This is a genomic window from Legionella rowbothamii (genome assembly GCF_900639985.1).
In the GTDB taxonomy this organism is placed as follows: Bacteria; Pseudomonadota; Gammaproteobacteria; order Legionellales; family Legionellaceae; genus Legionella; species Legionella rowbothamii.
On the sequence record NZ_CAAAIM010000009.1, the window covers coordinates 38,283 to 56,908 of the forward strand.

Genomic DNA, 18,626 nt, shown 5'->3' on the forward strand with positions numbered 1-18,626 from the left:
AATACTTGGTTTGGTGACATCACACTCAAATCAGACAGAATAATTGGATTAGACTTTTAAGGTGCTAAGTGTGGCTTCAAGCTCATTTTCTTCTTTTTTATCTAATCTTGGGAATGGGAAACTGATTAAGGTTTTTACAAAAGAGTCTATGACTTGTTTTTTGGTTTCAGTTGAGTAGCCAACTTTATTCTCTAGTTGTTGAATTAGGCCCCTTAACTCTTCATTTTTATAAATTTCGTCAAAGAGTTCACGAGTAGTGTTTGGTGCGTCTCCGCGCTTTAGCGCGATACATGAGGCGAAAAAAATTGCCGAAGCCGCAAAACAGCAGACTTGATTATCTGTTCTCGATTGAAATTTTTCTCTCCAATCAAAAATACCAGTTCGGGGATCTTCAATTAACACCTGCGACTCACCCGGAAGTTTGAATGCTACATATTCATGTACAGCAGGAGGTCGTTTCCCTAGGAGCTTGGAAAAAATTCCTAATCGACCTTCATCACTTACAAGACCACCCACAGCAATTTCAGTAAAAGGAATGTCGAGGCCTTTCTGTCTTAGAGCAAATTCTACACCTTTTCTTATAAATAATGCTTTATCTTCTAAGCCACACAAAGAGGTCGCATCCACAAGAGCAAAATACGTTCCATTTTTCCTTCTAATAATTTGAATTTTTAAAATATTATCTTCATCATCTTTATAAGAGACCCAAGCCTTCTTTCCTGTTAATTTTTCCAGCAAATACTGAATTTCATTTGAATATAATCCCAAACTTTTCAGTACAGTTGGTGACTCAGAAAAAAATTTCATAGTGTGTCTCCGATGATATATTTATTAAATGAATACTGTGGAATGATTGAAATTCACCATACCAGCTGGTTCGATATGATACAGTTTATTTATTATTGAGTCAATATGACGGGCTTTGTTTCTAGAGCATGGTGTAGTTCATGTAGGCTTAATTCTGAGCTTTAGTTGCTATTAAGGCCTACAGAAATCTTTTTATAAATCAGTATGATGAATAAGATAAACGAGCAATATGTCATAAAAGGTCCATCTAATTAATCTAGTTAGTCTATAGTTTTAATAATGATTTCAACTTGAGTGTAAATTTTTAACAATGTGGCTACAAGTTAAGTAAAAATATAGAACTTGTGGTATGATATCAGCATTTTGAACGTTTATGTGAGTTTATATGGCCAAATTTAAATCACTTCAAGAGCGGATGAAGCATAAGCAAGGCAAACTGATACCTGCTTCAATGTGGCAAGACAATCAATTATTCTGCGAAATTTTAGATGAGTCTGTCATTTCTATTATGAAAGTCCGAAACAGTGAGGAAGTAATTCCATGTTTAATTAAATATCAATCAAAACTCAATGATCAATGGAAAAAGAAACAAGCCTGGTTGGGAATTGCATTAACTCAGCCCAATAATTTTTCCTTACTGCTAGAGACAGCAAAAATACTTGGGTTCAGTAAAAACACTCTATTTTCATTATTCACTATATTAGGAAATCTAGATTTTTTAGATACCTATGCAAAACAACATCAAAGCCCAGAAGTTCTAGATATGATCAAGGATAATGAGTTTTATGCTTACCGAAAAGGAGCTGAGCACGGCCATTCAGATATATTGGCATTTTTAGAGGCTAAAGCTTCAGGTCTTACTTTAGAAATGATTCTTTCTGACAATTATGCTGCCTATAAAAATGCAGCTCGCAACGGTCATGTGGATGTTCTTAAAGATTTAGAAGAAAAGGCATCTGAAGTAGTCATGGCAATGATTCAGGCACAAAACTATTGTGCCTTCCGAATGGGGGCAAAAAATGGCCATGTAAGCGTATTAAGACATTTGGAATCAAAAGCGCCTCAATTATTTACCCAAATGGTAGAGGCGGATAATTTCTTTGCTTATCGCGCGTCGGTAGAAAATGCCCAGATAGAAGCGAATCATTGGTTGCTCTCAAAAAGTAGTAGTTGTTTCGCTTTTGCTGAAGCCCATGTGCAAGAATTTGGTAAAGCTAGTGTTAATCCATTTATTACCCAATACCTTATTACTCTTCATAGCGAAGCACTTAACGTTCCCCCTCCTAGTGTTTTTGATATTCAGAATTCGGAACAAGCCAAAATTTGTTTTTACATAGTAAGAAATTTAATTCGTCGTAATGATCGTACTTTAGATGATGAGATAAAGTTTTTACTCAATTTACCTTCGGTAAAAGCCTTAGCCCATACTGCGGTTACTCCAGACCAACCTAATGAATTGGTGCGACTTGCTCTGACAACAGGGAATCAAGACGCAGCGTCCATTCTATTAAACATTCCCGAAGTTAGGTCCTTAACTGAGGAGAACAATTATTATCGTGCAGAAGTACGTGGACAATTAGATTTATCACAGTTGTGTAAAGATCGTGAATCATCCATGACAGCCTTGACCAACGGAGAGCAAAAACGTCTTGATGATGCGATTAAACGCTATGGACCTACTCTGAAAAGTATAGGTACGAGTAATCTCATGAATGATCTACGTGCTCAACTAGTAGAACGATATACAGAAAATCCTGCTTCGATAGTAGATAGAGAAGGAAATCGAATTATTCTGCCTATGGATTTTGCAGAATTTAAACATCTGAAATTAGATGAAAATGACTACCAACTCGCATTAAAGGCATATTATCAAAATAAAGATCATTCGGCATGGCGCTATTTATCTAAGCCTAACCCATGGATGCATCCAGAAGCAGGATATGTTTATCAGGATAAAACAACCTCCGCCAAGTGGTCTACTTTTGAAGACTATCAGTCCCTCATTGCCCTTTTTTGGTTGGCAGCCAAAGATAAAGAAATTGCACCTACGGAGGGACATACTTTTGAATCCCGTTTAAATCATTATGTTGAGGAGTTGGCTCTCATTGGGCGCTCTCACAATTGGGATAAAACACGAGTTAATTCAAAAGAGAAAGTAGAAGAATATGATGATCTAGAGGGAGATAGACCTTCTTGTTATTCTGGGGTCAAACGCAGAATCTTTCAATCAGTTCCCGGACATCCTCTTATTAGTATCTTAACTGAAGATATGGTTTTAGAGGAAGTAAGAAATTTTGCTCGTGAACATTTTCAATCCTGTATCCGAGATGACAATAAAGCAGCTTTAAAAGCTGCGTTTGAAGATTATGTTGTTAATATAAATAATATCAGTGAATCCAATAAAAAACTTCTAACAGCCTTAAATATCCCTGTTGCAAAACAAATCGAGTTTGAACGCTACTTAACAACAAAATACGGAGCTCAATACGCCGAAGATTTTACTTTTATGAACATCGTTCGAAATAAAATGACCTTATCTGCTAATAAAAGTGATTTTTTGGGAAATTGCCATGCCCTAATGCTTGACGGAACTTCTGGGCTATATCAGATGTTGGAAAGTACAGCAGACCAAAAACAAGATAAAGTTAAAGTAGGGCAAATAGGATTTTTCAAACACAAACAAAAAGAAACTACTCTTAGGAATGTTGATGACAGTCTGTCAGCTCAGTCCTCTGACAATCTTCCCTCAAATTCTGGGGTATAAAATTAGCCCAAGGTCTGTTTCTTTTTCATTAGGAAAGGCCTGGGCTAGATTTGTGACAATCATTAACTTTGTTACAAAATAATTGAACCAAGGAGTTTCTATAATTCAAATGGAAATAGGTTCTATATTCACAGGGGCATTAGCTACCATTCTTCAACTACTATTTATTGGGCTTGCCGCCTTTCGTTTTTAACTCCTCTCTAATTTGCTCGTACTTCATTTATAGCCTGAAAAAGCAAAAAGTTTAATTCAAATAGATTACTGTGTTCTGAATCAGCTAATTTTAAGTCTTTTTTCAGAGGTTCTGGGTGGTTAAAAACCGCTTGGGATGGGGTTATATCACTAATTTTCAGCTGAGAGCCAATATCTGATTTTTTGTCCTACACTTATATTATCAACCTTGATATCTCACAAGCTTCAGTAAATTAATTACAATTGCTAGGAGTTAAGATGGCTAAATACGCTGAGCAAATCACCAGTCTTTTTTCTAGCTTAGATAAAATACTTATAGAATCCTATATAAAAAGAATTGATTTCGATCAGTTAAAAATTATCTACGCAGAAATTTTACCTAATATCATAGATTTAGATCGTAGAAAACAACTTCAAGCGATGTTAGTTGAACGTGAAAAGCAAATTTGTGCGACCTTTGAAAAAGATATTGTCGTTGAAAGTGCACTCCAAAGCAATCTGAGAGTTAGCGATCAGCTTCAAGTGATGTTTGAGGATATTACTCAAGATATTCTTTCAGAATTAAATAAAGAAAAGGTAAAAGAAGCATTGCTGCAGAAAGCATCAAATATGGAATTATTTGTGCTTAAACGTAAATTAAGTGTCATGACTTCTAATGAAGCATTAGAACTATTTAAGATTGGTATCGATGCTGAAATTGAAAAACGTGAAAAAATTCCAGATGTCGATCCCCAGATATTGATGGATGAATTCCAAGAATTTAAAAAGAATGAAGGAAATTTGCAGTGGGAAGCAGAACAATGGCAAAAACTAATTAAACACGGTCAAGAAATTGAGGCTGAATTATATACTCCTCCACCAAGAACCTATGAGGTTGTTGAAAAAAAGAAACCAGGTTTTTGGACTACCGTAGGAAATTGGCTGTCTAAGGCGGCTGCAAATACGGGAGAATTTTTGGTCAAGGGTGTTGCCATGGTGGTTGGATATGTTCCTCTGACGGTTTATAGTTATCTATTTACACCAACTCCCACACCTCCACCAGTAAAAGAACTGAAGCCAGTCCCAGATGGTTTTACAGAGGATGAGGAATTGGAATTAGAGCTATGGCGCGATGCCGGTGCTCGAGACATAGCAGAAACTACAGGTTTAACCGCGGTGGGCGGTACCAAAAAGCGTGATGCAGAGAGTATTCAAAATTCACTCCATTCACGTTTGGCAATGGTAATGGCGTCACAAATGGTGGCGGCAACAGAAAATGAAAATCACCGTGCTATCAAGACTGTAATTGGGTCTTTAGTTAGACCAGAAGATAATAATAAAACGATCCTTTCACTACATGATGCCATCAAGGGTGTAGTTAACCCAATTGCTGACAATCCTTTAAATAGCGAGCATGCCTGTTCCAAAGGTGGTGATGCTGATCTAGTCACTTCTATTGAGTTCGAGCTATTCAAATCCTTATCTGAAAATCCAGAAAAATTTGACAAGTATGGATTGAAACTGACAAAAACAGAAAAAGAACAAATAGATAGTTATTATGACAGTATGGAAAAAAGTAAAAACTTAAACCATATGTTGAAACACGTTTGTTCCGACTGGGGTGGATACCGAAAGACAGATCCCAAAAAAGGGGAGCCTAAAGACAATTACATCAAAGTTGACGAAGATTTTGAAATTAAAAACGAACGATTTGAGCAAAAGTTATCTCTTGCAAGTAGATCTTTACAAGATGCAATAAAACAATTACCGGATGGTGAATCATTGTTCCTTGAAACCGGCTTAGAAGGCCATGCTATGCAGTTGGTTATCAAAAAGGAAAATGGAAAAATCAAACTCTCCACTTATGATTCATCTGGTGCTCTAGAAAATACTGCCCTAGCCAAAGGAGGTGTGAGCATTATTAAAGATGGCTCCAAAGGCTTTATGGATACTCTTAGAACAAAAGGGTTATGGAGGGCTTTGGGCGACATTGGAAGTGCTATTTCAGGGATTTTCCAATTATGGGGCATGGGCTATAAGTCACAACGTAGAAATGCCTTATCCTTCACTGTTGCTGAAGATAAGTTATATACCGCTGAAGGTTTAGATTATTTAAGTACACTAGTACGCTCCAACTCAATGGCTGGTTGGGCACAAACACATATAGACTTAAAGATTAGACATAGCACCATGGAAGAGCGTGATCAGATGGGCTATTTTGAGAGATTATCTGCGCTAAACGCTCAATCTGATATTTATTCCAATTACATCAAAAATTTTAGTTCTCTCTCCGATCCTGATGGGGTGCCACAATTTGAGGCGTTATTACAAAGACCTCAAAACACCTCAAACTGCTTTGCGAAAAAATCGCAAGCCTGCGAGTTATATCAACTAGGAAAAGCGACCTATAAAAAAGTTCGACTCGCAATGTTATTGGAGCAAAGAGAAGGCATTTTAAATGATGTTTGTGGAAAGAAAGGAGAAGTACAGGCTGAAAATGCAGTTAAATTTATTAGTTCCCAGTATGTTGATATGCTGAAAAGTATCGAACCTGAATATCTTTCTCCAGATGAGCTACATGATGTATCCATGCGCTTAGCCGAATTAGAAAAACCACCGACTACCGAATATTATAAGACCTATTTTAACGCATTATTGGATGCAAAAGCTGAACTTTTGAAAAGCAATCCCAAACACATAGCTATCGGACGTATAGATGATAAAATCGCCGATCATGCTAAAGCTTTATATTTGTATTTAAAAGCGAATAATAAGCAAACGGAAATTCAAGAAATCTTCGCACCTGCTGTATATAGCGCAGATCCAGAGTTTGATTGGAAATCTGGTGTCATGCCATTAAAGGCTAATGATGGCAAAATAAATGATGCTGCATTGACCCGATTAAGCGAACATTCTACCGCTATGGCGTGGAAAGCAACAATTCAATTAGTGAATCATCAGATTCAAAAACTAAGCGTTAATGAAAGACATATCGAATCTGAGAATGAGCGATTGAAATCAGTAAGCAGTTGGGGTGTGTCAAAAGTCACCGCCCAAGATCTGATGAATGCAAATATAGTCAGCTTCGTTACAAGTAACGATAGAAAAGAATACACTAAAATCGAAGTAGATGTAGGGGGTAAACGCAGAGAAATTGACCATGATACATTTTTTAGCCTTTTAACAAAAAGTGCAAATAAAGAGGCGCTTACACACCCTAACGTAGTTGGAATTATTAATTACTTACGTAATTCTTCAACAACAATTGAAGCCGAATATCAGAGCAAAATAAGCAATGTACAACGCCAAGCCTTTGCAGAGAGGCTTACTATTAGTATCGATAAAGCCACTAATCGCCTAAAAGCGGATGTTATAAAACTTACTGAAATTAAAGAAAAATTGACTCAAATGATTGACGATGATTTTGCAAAGCACATTACATCACTCGAGGAGCAAATTGAGCAAGAAAAAGCAAGTATTGGTGTAGGAAAAAATTCTGTCCAATTAAGGAATCTGGAAGCACGTCTCGATCTTCTAAAAAAAGAAGTTCTAGAAATTGAGAGTTTGAAACAGTCTGTTCTTACAAAACTCGCAAGATTAGAGTCCGATGATACGGTTCCTGGTTCTCTAAAAAATCGTATTAAAATTGCCAACGAAATTTATGGAAGACTCAGTGATAAAAACTCTGACTTACAAACGAGTAATGCTATATGTCATGCATTCTCGTCTGCAGATGGGCATCTGGAAAAAGTCCATAAAGATTTAATGTCAATTACCCAAACTTTTGAAGTAGATGATATTGAAAAACAAATTAATGATCGGCATCTGCACGTTAACAAATTCCGCGAGCGCGTGATTACTGCTCATATGGACACCAACCCCGAATTTAGAATATTGGCTGAACTATCAGCTGGAAGATTAGGAACAGAGAAAGAACGAAATCGGGAAATGTATAAGCAATCAGCTGAGGAACGAGCTGAGTTTTACAAATTAGGAAAAAATTCATTCTTACCTGGCACCGTGTATTACGAAATACAGGACATGAATAAAAAACTTAAAGCAAAAGCTTTTGAGATTGTAGAACGAAAGGTCATTGTGAAAGCGGATCGTTATACCCCAGATGATCTTAAGTCTATGTCATCTGGAAATGATGAGTACATCAAGCTTGATGGGATTGCTGGAGAGTTGAGTAAAGAGCCTATACCCGATGAGCTTAAACAGGAGTGGGTTCGTGGAATGTTTGCCATTTGGATAAAGTTTGAGCGTGCCGAACTCCTAAACAAAGCTCAAAATAGCTCCAATCCAAGCGAAGCAATTAATAATATGTTCCATCATTTCTTGGAACAAAAAGCAAACATTAAGTACGCAACACTAAAACAATCTGGATACCCCATAGATCTAAATGAACGTCAAATGCAGGAAATGGGATGGAAGCCGATTGATATCGAAGCGATACGTCAAGAGCGCCATAATAACGCACTAGTAACTGCAGCAAAATTTAAAAAGCTGGAAGATGCTCGACCAAAACCCAAAGATACACCTACTGTTGCTGTAGTTAAGCTAACTGGTGATGATCTAGAGAGACAACATGTGGTATCAGAGGTTAAAGATTTTGAACCACCAAAAGAGAATTTTTTAAGACTATATGAAAACGTAGTGATTGATGGAAGTACACTGAAGTTTTTGCGGGAACATCCTACTCCTACTTTAAAGGGATATGCCCGCGAAAATTACGAACAATACTTCAAAGACATAGCGGCACATTTACATAACTTGAAAACGTTTAATGGATTGGAAAATAAAGGCGAACGGGTTCTTGAATTTTGTGATTTGGCTGCATCCAACATTTTTAATTTGCCTTACCCACCTCCTGCTAAATTGGTAAATGATATTGCCGAAAGCATCTTGGAACGTTATCGAGCTGATGATGAAAAACATAGCTTAGATAAAGGTTTTATGGATTTAGAAAATCATGAACGCTCTCAATTATTAACAGGTTTAATCAAATTAAGTCTGTCACAAATTGATCCTGGCGTCGATGCAAAAGTTAATCCTAAATTCTACTCTACGATTAAACAATGGGAAAAGTTAATTATTCCTCGTGATGAGGCTATGTCACGAAAAATTAGCTTATTAACCCCAAATGGAACTGAGCCGGTTGATATTACGCTATTTACAGAAGTTGATCTTGCCCTTCACGGTTCTCCAATTGGTTTAGAAGGTTTGTATGAAGGACAAAGAGGCCTACAAGTTGCCTTACTTAACTACGGTAAAGAAAAATCGGTAGATGCTGAACTGCGTAAACTTGCCGATAAACTGGGTATGAGAAATGGTGATGCCCTACTCGCACGACAAGTTATCGACTATTATTCTAATCAAGCATTTCTACTTTCAAAAGATGGAATAAATAGTACACAAGGTCGAGAGCTCTTTGAACGAGCATTTTTGGATGCATTTAGAAATGCTACTACTGCGCAAGAAAAAGAACAGTTATTACATTTCTTAAAAGATTTACCTTTGAATCAAGCGAAGATGCCTTGTACGCTAAAAGCGCCCCATGAATCATTTATCGATGAATTGTTGCTCAAAGCAGCCAATATTGACCCTAAAGCATTTAAGGAAATTACTGGCAGAGATCTACCCCTAACAACGGCAACAGAGTCGTTTGTTAATTCATTAACTGTAGATGATCCTTTGAGCGACAAAAAACCAGATGCTACCGATCGACTCTTTGGATTTGTCCGAGAGATTAATTTATTTACATTAAAAATAGAGCATCTTACTAATAAACCACAACCACTTAGTGAGGAAGATGTTGCCGCGTTAGATGAACTCTACGCTAAACTAATATGCTCCAATTTAGCTTATAAATTAACTTATGATCAAGCTACTGAAGAAACTATAGCTAATCTGAAAAAGAATTTTGAGTTTACTCGAGAAATGGGATTAGCTCAGACTAATATCAGCAAACATCAGGATCAAATCACTGAGTTCTCAGCTGCTCTTAACCAAAAGGGGCGTGCAGCACTCTTTACGAAAGTCTTTTCTGCTTATGTGAAAGATTCTAAATTTGATGGTCATAAGATTGAAATTGAATCATCCGTCTCATCCACTAAAGATCTACCTGGTTTCATAACGTTGGTAGGGCAGGTTTCGTTGGATGTTTTACACGGTGTTCTTTACATGGGTAACAATAGATTAGGCGTGATGCCTGCGTATATTCAATCCAATATTGCCCTTCAAGAATTAGGTATTGGTGGTCTTCCATTTAGACCTAAAGACGGTGGATATATATATTCTGAAGACAATGTTGAAGAGGGTGGAAATAAAATAAAGGCGTCCATTACTCCCCAGGAAGATGGAAGTCTTATAATCCAAAGAGAGTTAAAAATTTTAGATGGTACTCCTAAAATCCTTCAATACATCCAGCCCGATAAGATGAGTGCAGTGCCTATTGCACTAAAGAGAAGGCTAAATGCAGCACATTATTTTGTAGATTCTCAGGGTGAAATCCATGGTTTCACAGCGGACTTTAAACCCGTCTTACAATTATCACTAGGCGATAATGAGATTTGGAGTGGTAAATTAATAGATCATCGTGGTAAATCAATTGATATCAGCTTGCATACTCTAGAAGAGTCTGCCGCTCATGATTTAACGAGTGTTTTTCCTGCAGATGAAATGATCAATGTGAATAAGAACACAGTTTATGTTCCATCCATTGCTAAATATGTAATTTATGATGAGGTTTTAGCAAGTTATTTCCTGTCAGATAATGATAGCATTGCAGATCTATCTTCACGAATGCATTTTGACATAAAGAAAGATGGCAGTGCATTTATCACGAAACAATTATCATCTTCTGAAGAAAGGGAGGTTAATAATTATCAAGAGCAAATTAAAAAATTAAAAGAACAAGTACCTACTCTTAAAACACAAATTATAAAAAATGCAAAAGCGCTGCTGGAAAAAGTAGGAATGGAGCCTGATGCTCTAGAGAAAGAAAATATTCAAGATGAGGAAATTAATAGTTTAATTCAGCAAGCTCGCGAAAAAATTACATTGCTTGGAGATACACTAGTCCAAAAAGATGCACACCTGCTAGAAAAGCAAATTCAAAAAGATCAGTCAAGAGTCAAATTGCTTGAGGGAACTGGTTTACTCAGTAGACAAGCCCGAGAAGATGTAGCGAAGAAAATTAATGGACTTGAAAATAAAATTAGAGAAATTACTAATCCCGAGTATTTTGTCTTTGTAGCGAAATCGCCACAAATTGAAGAATTAGAACAATCGCTCGCTAAACTTAAGGAGGCAATGGAGCAGTCCTATCTCGAATTTAAGGCGGGCGGAAAAGATAGAGATACTCTTGCAACTCAATATGAGGCAAAGAAAAACGCCTATTTACAAGGTAAGTTTAAACTTGACCAAGCTTACTCCGCAGCAAGTTATTTGCGAACTTATAGCGAACACGGCGGTTTGTTAAAAGCTAAAGATTTCCAAAGTATTCTTCATATTGCTTCAGTAGAGGGTAAGACTACAGTTTTAACCACACTCTTAGGTACTAATATTCCAAAAATTCCTTTGAAATCAACAGAATTAGATCAATTACATAATATTAAGAAAACGTTTTTGGCAAAAAACGAACCTCTAACCATAGAAGATAGAACCGCTCGATTGATGTTGATTGGTACAGAACTCCAACATCACATGTTAGAACGAGCTGCATGCGCTTATGGTAGATTAGATAAATGGGATAGAGATGCCTATAACACCTTAACCGCTCAATTTCTCTCAGAAATGGATGGTATTTTAAGGGTAGAGAAAGAACATCCTGGAACGTTTCCCCACGAACAGTTTTCTGAGTTATGGAGTACTTTACAAGCTGAATTTACTGATAAGACTAAGATATCAGAAATATGGGCAGCAATTCAGTCTAAATACCCAGAAGGAGAGAGAATAGAATTTGATCCTAATATGATCGATCACTTCTTTATCAAACCCATAACTCCTGTTGACACAGGTGAGAAAAAACCCATTAGTATTAATACCCGAACAACCGATATGCCCATTGAAAGTATGGGGGCCCGATCCTTGGTTACAATTCGATTGCATAGCAATCCTCAAGAGCTTATTGATAAAGCTCAGCTTGAACTTGAAGAACGTTTACGAACCGATTTAAGCGAACATGGTGAATCGGTCCAAGCCCAAGAAGATGGCTATTATTACGAAAACTATGGGATTTTTAATAAGAAAACACTTGAAAAACTGTTCAGTGTAACTCCAAGCCATAAGGGACTTGGGGGATTAAGCGAAGAAAACGTTTCAAAGTTATTTGACTTAATGAAACAAAATGGATGGATTCGCTCCGTAGAACCAAAAGAGAAAGGTCAATTTCAGCTTGCATTGCACCCTAGTGAATTTTATTCCTCTCACAAAATTGCAAGTTATCTCGCTGAAAAAGGATTTGCACAAGGCGAAATACGCTCAATTTCTGATAGATTGGAAACATTTTTATACCAAACTGCCGTTAATGGTGGTACTTACTCAATAAAAACAGGCGCTCGAGAGGAATTAATTGAAAAAGTGACTGAAGCTCAAGAAAAATGCAATATTGAATATTTAATGGCCAAAGATAAACTTGAATCAATTCTGGCAAATTCATCTCCACAAGTTACTTTTGCTGAGCTCAATTCAGCTTATCTCTTAAATGACTACAGCAGACTTCTTTCCAAATTCCCTATAGGGACTGATCTTAAGAAAATTGAAATTTCTTTGAATAATGGTATGACTCGATTGTTATACTACAAAACAGAATTGGATCATTTAAATGATATCGAAGAAACGTTCAAAAAAGGAGAAGATGCAAAAGCAGTTTCAATGTTACATATTAAACGAAATTACCACCTAGATAGACTACTTGATTCTGAAATTGCTTTAGATACAACAGCAACAGATCCAAAACTGGTTGAACAAGAGCGAAAAATGCAAAGAGCATATCTTTTGTTTGAATCTGGATTTGGTCATCGTTGTAATACCCGTCAAGTAAATATCTTCCGTGGTTTACTGCTTGATGAAGAAACTAATCCGGACAAAATTGACTCTGCTCAAGCGCGAATGGGATTTGGTAAGACTACTCTATTACCTTTGGTAGCTTTATATAAAACAGATCCAAGTAAATTAGTTCGCTTTATAGTACCTAAATCAGCACTTGAAACAAATACAGCCGATATGTCTTCAAGTCTAGGTGATTTGCTTGGGGGTCGTGCAGTAAAAGATGATTTCCAACGTTATCGAATCGAAACAGACCCTCAACCGGATATGGGGTTAGAGAGTCCCCGTTTGCAATCATTGCAAAATGCCAAGGAAGATCTGAAGAAACGACTCGCGTTGTATGAACGAATCAGAGAAAATCGTGAAGTGTTGGTACAAGCACCTAACGTTCGAAACTCTATGGAGTGTCAAGCTAAGATTTTCTTAGATATGTTAAATAGAATTAACCCTAAGGAGACTTTGCAACGCCAAGAGCTTGTTGAATGCATTGCTGTATTAAACCAAATACGCTCGATGACCACTGTTTCAGTATTTGATGAGTTAGATGCGACACAAGATAGCGCAACAACGGACGTAAATTATACTTCGGGTATCAAAGAGTCACTGGACTCAGCTGAAATTTATCCGTTGGAAGTCATTACTCAAACAATCAAAGCAGCAAAAGATAGATCGCCTGACGCATTGGCGGATGCCTTGCTTGCACAATTTAACATCGTTGATGATTCTCAGCAGAGCATTAAGAAATACATTATGTCTTTGGAAGAAGAGCAACCCTCAGGAGTTACCCAGGCAAATTGTAAACAAATTTATTTGATGCGGGCTGTTTTAACCGATCCCGTTATGCTCAGTGTGTTTATAGAAAAAGAACCTGGTACCGACTTTGGGGTTTGGTTTCAAACTGCTTCAGATGGTTCAAAACAATATGATTATGACGCGCTTAAAACCGGTGGTGAAGCAAAATCTACTAAACCCTTGTTAATTACAATTCCCTATCAAGCTGCAAATACTCCCAAACCCCAGGGTTCGAGATTTGATAATCCAGAGGTTACTGCAATTACAACCTTTTTGTATTACCTCGATTCTAAAACCAAAGTATATGAAGACCCTCATTTAGAGTTTTTAATTGAGTCGATCCGAACAGGAGTTGGTGAAAAACCATTCTTAGACCAATCCGGTCAGCAAATTGATCCTGAGTTTCGCGAACTATTTGAGAAGCTGAAAGAATTAGCGGATATCCAGGATCCGATTTTCAGAAACTCTCAACGACATGAGTACTTTAAAACTCTAGATAAAGATGGTGCTGCCTTTAGAAAAATGTTGGCTCGCACAATTATACAAGAGCAAATAAAATTCGATACGGGTAAAGCCAACAGTAACCGTTATGAGCAAGGAACAATGCAGGATGTAGTCATTGGATTCTCAGGTACAGCAAGTGATACCTCTTCTCATTTTAAACAGGATATGCTTGACCCAGCTGCCGATGGAAATATGACCTTAGGTATTATGGGAAGACAAAACTGCCAAACCACTACCACATTAGATACCGATGGTTTTACTAAGAAAGGTGATTATACCGCTAACTTGATTCAAGCTTTAGCTGAATCTTCATTCCAAGACCAAACAAGAACATTTATTGATGTTGGTGGCTTATGCAAGATCTCTAACCGTGGGGTTGCCTTTGAAATAGCAAAACAATTAAAGCTAAAAGAAGAGCCATTAAAAGGATTAAAAGGCGTTATTTTCTATGATGACGTCACTAACATGAAAAAGGTTCTTTCCTTAGATGAATCGGGTAAGGAAACTATTGTTGATTTAACTCCCGATATGGTGGCTGAATCAGATAAAAATGGAAGTTATTTCACCTATTATGATCAAAGTCACTCACGCGGTGCGGATATTAAACAGATGAATGGAGCCAATGCTGTTTTAACATTAAATTTTACAGTGACCAATAATGATTACAAACAAGCTATTATGAGAATGAGAAAAATTATCGACAAGGCAGCAGGCCAATCATTCTCAATCGCGGTACCTGAAAATGTAAAAAAACAGATTTTAATTGATCTAAAACTTACACCAGAGGATAGACCAGAAGGACTAACAGGAAATGATATCGCTTTTTGGCTAAGACAAAAAGAACTCAAAAGCGATTTAAATAATATTTCTGTATTTAAAGCAGAGCTGGATTCCATTGTTAAAAATGCCATCTTGCAGCAACAGGCAGAAATAACCAAATTAATGGGCTCTGGAAATTTAACTGATGAGCAAGTGAAACATTTCAGCACTTTTGTACAGAAACTTAATGAGATTAGCTCTTTGCCATTTATTCCCAATACCGTGGGAGATTTAAAGGCCAAATATGGTGGAAAATATGGAGAAACCACCAAAGAGCAATTTATTAAAGATTTAGAGACTTTATTTAAAAAACGTATGGATGAGCTCTATCAGGCTGTTGACCAGGCAAGGATTGATCTGGAACTTCCTGAAAGACAGGGTAAAGGTGTACCTGAAAAAGACTTAGATACAAAAGATCCTTATTTTGCAATGAAAAAGAGAATCATAGCACGACGTGAATCTCAATTAAGCGATAAATTTGTGATTCCATCGGATCGCGGTAATGCTTTAGCGGAAGCCGAAGCTGTGACTGAAAATCAATCTCAAAGTCAGTCACAAAGTCAGAGCCAAAGTCAAAGCCAAACACAGACACATTCATTTTCTGAGGTTAATAATGAAGAGGTGGTCGTTGAGGCTCGATTATTAAAACATGACATGACAGTGGATCCAACTTCAGTTGCTTATTTATCTAAGCCTTCAGAAATTAGTGTATTACCTTTAGCAAGCAAAATAGCTCATATGACGAAGTTATTTTTAGATGATGATCCTGTTCGTTGTAGCCCAACCTATAAAACAACGGATCCTTTACCTCCAGTCCGTTATTTTGTAGCTCGAGAAGTAGGGAATCCTCAAGTTATTTTAATCAATCAAGATGAGGCAAATAAATTTAAAGCATCACCTCAGGAAGGTTGGAGTCTATATGACATCCGAGTTACCAAAACGCATGAAACATCTAAAGCAAAAGTTCTAACACCTCTAGTTGGTCCTGAAATCGCTTCACTACAAGACCCAACAGTTAATAAATTAAATTTTGCAGCTTTTAGAAAGCCAGTAGTTGGATCCACTGTTAGCGAGTTGGCAGAATCCTTTAAAGGAATATTAACTCCAAAACAGCTTCAACCTACATTGGATATTACTTTTTCTGATACTGAAAATCTAACTGCTCAGGATAATGTATTTCAATTATCTGAATGGGGTTTTACTGGAAAAAATACAACAAAATGTAAAATACAAATTCAGCGAACTGAAATAGAACATACAGACCAGCATAAAGAGACTGGTGTCACTATCTCTATAGGTGAAGACGAAGGCAAAGCGGATGTGTTTATTTCTTCAAAACTAAATGACCGTTTCACCAAAGGAGATAAACCTAAGGCTATTAAGAAAATTAGAGATGAAATTGGAGAGGAACGAGAAAAGGCGATGGAAGAACATGCCTCTCTCAAAAAAGAACATCATGAGCTTAGGGAGCGTAAACATGAACGAATGGATCATTATGCTGAGTTAATTAAGCAGAAAAAAGAAGAAAGAGCAACTGCAATTAAAGTGGGTAAGCAAGCAATAATTGATGGGTACCCTAAGGCAATGCAATCTTCTCTAGATGCTAAAGAATGGTCTAATGGCCCTGTTGGTGCGCTCGCCTTGAAGTATCTGAAAATGTTTGCGAGAAATAAAGTTCAAGGCGCAACTAACTATGGGTTCCAACTCGATAAAGTATGGTGTGATAATCTTGAGATGGGGACTACCTATTGTCTAAACAAACTCTTTAAACTGAATAAAGAAAAAATAGCAAAAGGCGAAGTTTCAGGGTTAAGTGACGAGGAATTATCTACGCTTTTAAATAAAGAATTAACTAAATTGCTGTTAATAGTGGAAAAAAGATATTCTGATGCAGTGCCTTATAGAGATAACAATGAATTACCCATGGATTCTTTATTTGAAGCAAGCAGAGCACCAGCTAAAATAGGTGCAAAGCAAAATCTAGATGTTAAATTCCTAGGACAAGATTTTGATACCGCCTTTAGAAATTTATTCTATGATGTTTATTGTGAACAAATTGATGATAAATTCAAAGACGGTCAAAAAGAACGAACAAAAGCTTTCGATGATTTTTCTAAACATTTTAAAAGCGTCATTTTCCTCGCCAGAAGAGAAGAGCCACCACTTACTCAAGAACAACTTCAAGAACGATTAATGGTAGCTTGTAGAAACTTTGCCTCTAAAGTGGGTGTCAATCCCGATAGAATGGAAAAGAGATTCAAGGATCGTTTGTGTTATTCCATCACTGCGGGGCTCAATAAAACAGAAAGTAGGGCAGCCATACAAAAGGCAATGAAAAATATGGTCTTAAATGGCATTCTGGACTCCATTGGAGTTGCCACGGAAGAGCAACAAGCGTTTTACGAACGTATTAAAGTGTGGTCAGTAGATAAAATTGATAAAAATAATTTCCCATTGCCCGAGAGATTAAAAGATTATAAGACTACTCCTATTGATAGGGAGGAAATAAGGGCTGCTATTAAAGAGGTATTGGCTGCGCAAAAAGTAAGGACAACTGAGGTAGAAATCGAAGTTTTGGTTAGTAATACTATAGCGAAGATGGGTGGTCAAAAAGCTCTTGAAGAACTTTTAGAAAATAATTATAGGCCAGTTGAAAATCGCGAACCGAAGTTTGAGGCAGATCCTGAAACGGGTGATCCACGAATCATGTTTGATTCTAGCCACAAAGAAATATTAAAAATGGATCAGGAAGTCCTAAGACTTGAGAAGGAAATAAGCGATCTTAAGAAACAACGTAAAGAGGAAATAGATAAGCTTGATCAGCAATGCAAAGATGTAAGAACACAATTGGATAAAAATGAAGGATTACTAGCAAGATTAAATACAGAGTGGAATGCAATTCGTTCATTGATTGCCAACATTGGTAAATTCTTTGGGGTATTCACCACGGATAATCACGTTATTGTTAATGCTGAGCAAATAGATTTCTTTGATGAGCATTTCGATATACCGACTATTATCGAAAAAGATGTAAATGCCTCAATCGATCTAACATTTACTCCACCAGAATATTATGATGTGCAAACTGAAATGTTAGTACAACGTGAGCACTTACATGGACTTGATGATCGTATGATTGACGATCGTGCAATTGAGGTACGAGCTGAAAATTCCGTTCTTACTGCCGGAAGAATCGTTACTCAAGAAGCTGGTGAGGTACAGCCAAGAGATAATGTAGTGAAGGGATTGGTCAGTGTAGCAGTATTGGAGCAACGACAAGAAGTAACAGCCGTTAATCTAGAATCTGTAAAACTTAAACCAGTTAAATGGGTAGTTGATGGGGCACTTGAAGAAAGTGCTGTGTTGGAACCAGGGAAAGATAAGGATGAAGTGGAGGTAAACCCTGATGAGCTGCTTCCTTCTAAAGACCATATCGCTAAGGGAGAAACTGTTAGGTATAGAAATCTATTAAATGAAGGGAGAGGTGAGGAGGACCTTCGAGGTGAGAATTCATTAGGTGTGAAGTGAGAGAGAATCTTGAGTCCCTTATGGGAGCAATGCTGGGTGCCTTAATTGGCTTCGCGTAGCTCCCTTAGCTTGTCCGTTATCATAACTCGTGGTTTGGGATAAACGTTCAATAGACGAGACAGGATGCGCTCCCAAACCTCTCGGTAGCTGTCATTAAATCGATGAGAACTCTATTCTACAATGGTGATAA

3 protein-coding genes are annotated in these 18,626 nt (G+C 37.1%); 2 read left to right on the forward strand and 1 reads right to left on the reverse strand.

Going from position 1 to position 18,626, the window contains the following annotated elements; genetic code table 11:
• Window positions 1–48 precede the first annotated feature (48 nt).
• Window positions 49–807 (reverse strand): hypothetical protein, encoded by a 759-nt coding sequence (locus E1P08_RS13835; RefSeq protein WP_133137607.1) that lies wholly within the window; start codon window positions 805–807, stop codon window positions 49–51.
• A 385-nt stretch (window positions 808–1,192) separates the two neighbouring features.
• On the opposite strand from E1P08_RS13835, the gene E1P08_RS13840 reads away from it, so the two are divergent.
• Both E1P08_RS13840 and E1P08_RS13845 read left to right on the forward strand, forming a co-directional pair.
• Window positions 1,193–3,571 (forward strand): hypothetical protein, encoded by a 2,379-nt coding sequence (locus tag E1P08_RS13840; RefSeq protein ID WP_207387374.1) that lies wholly within the window; start codon window positions 1,193–1,195, stop codon window positions 3,569–3,571.
• Between the two features lie 450 nt (window positions 3,572–4,021).
• Entirely contained in the window at window positions 4,022–18,436 is a 14,415-nt protein-coding gene (locus E1P08_RS13845) for a DUF3638 domain-containing protein (RefSeq protein WP_242602474.1), read from the forward strand.
• The last annotated feature ends 190 nt before the right edge of the window (window positions 18,437–18,626 follow it).

Bases quoted from the DNA above. Each gene is read 5' to 3' on its own strand.
- E1P08_RS13840 (WP_207387374.1), top strand. From the start codon at position 1,193: ATGGCCAAATTTAAATCACTTCAAGAGCGGATGAAGCATAAGCAAGGC.
- E1P08_RS13835 (WP_133137607.1), bottom strand. From the start codon at position 807: ATGAAATTTTTTTCTGAGTCACCAACTGTACTGAAAAGTTTGGGATTA.
- E1P08_RS13845 (WP_242602474.1), top strand. From the start codon at position 4,022: ATGGCTAAATACGCTGAGCAAATCACCAGTCTTTTTTCTAGCTTAGAT.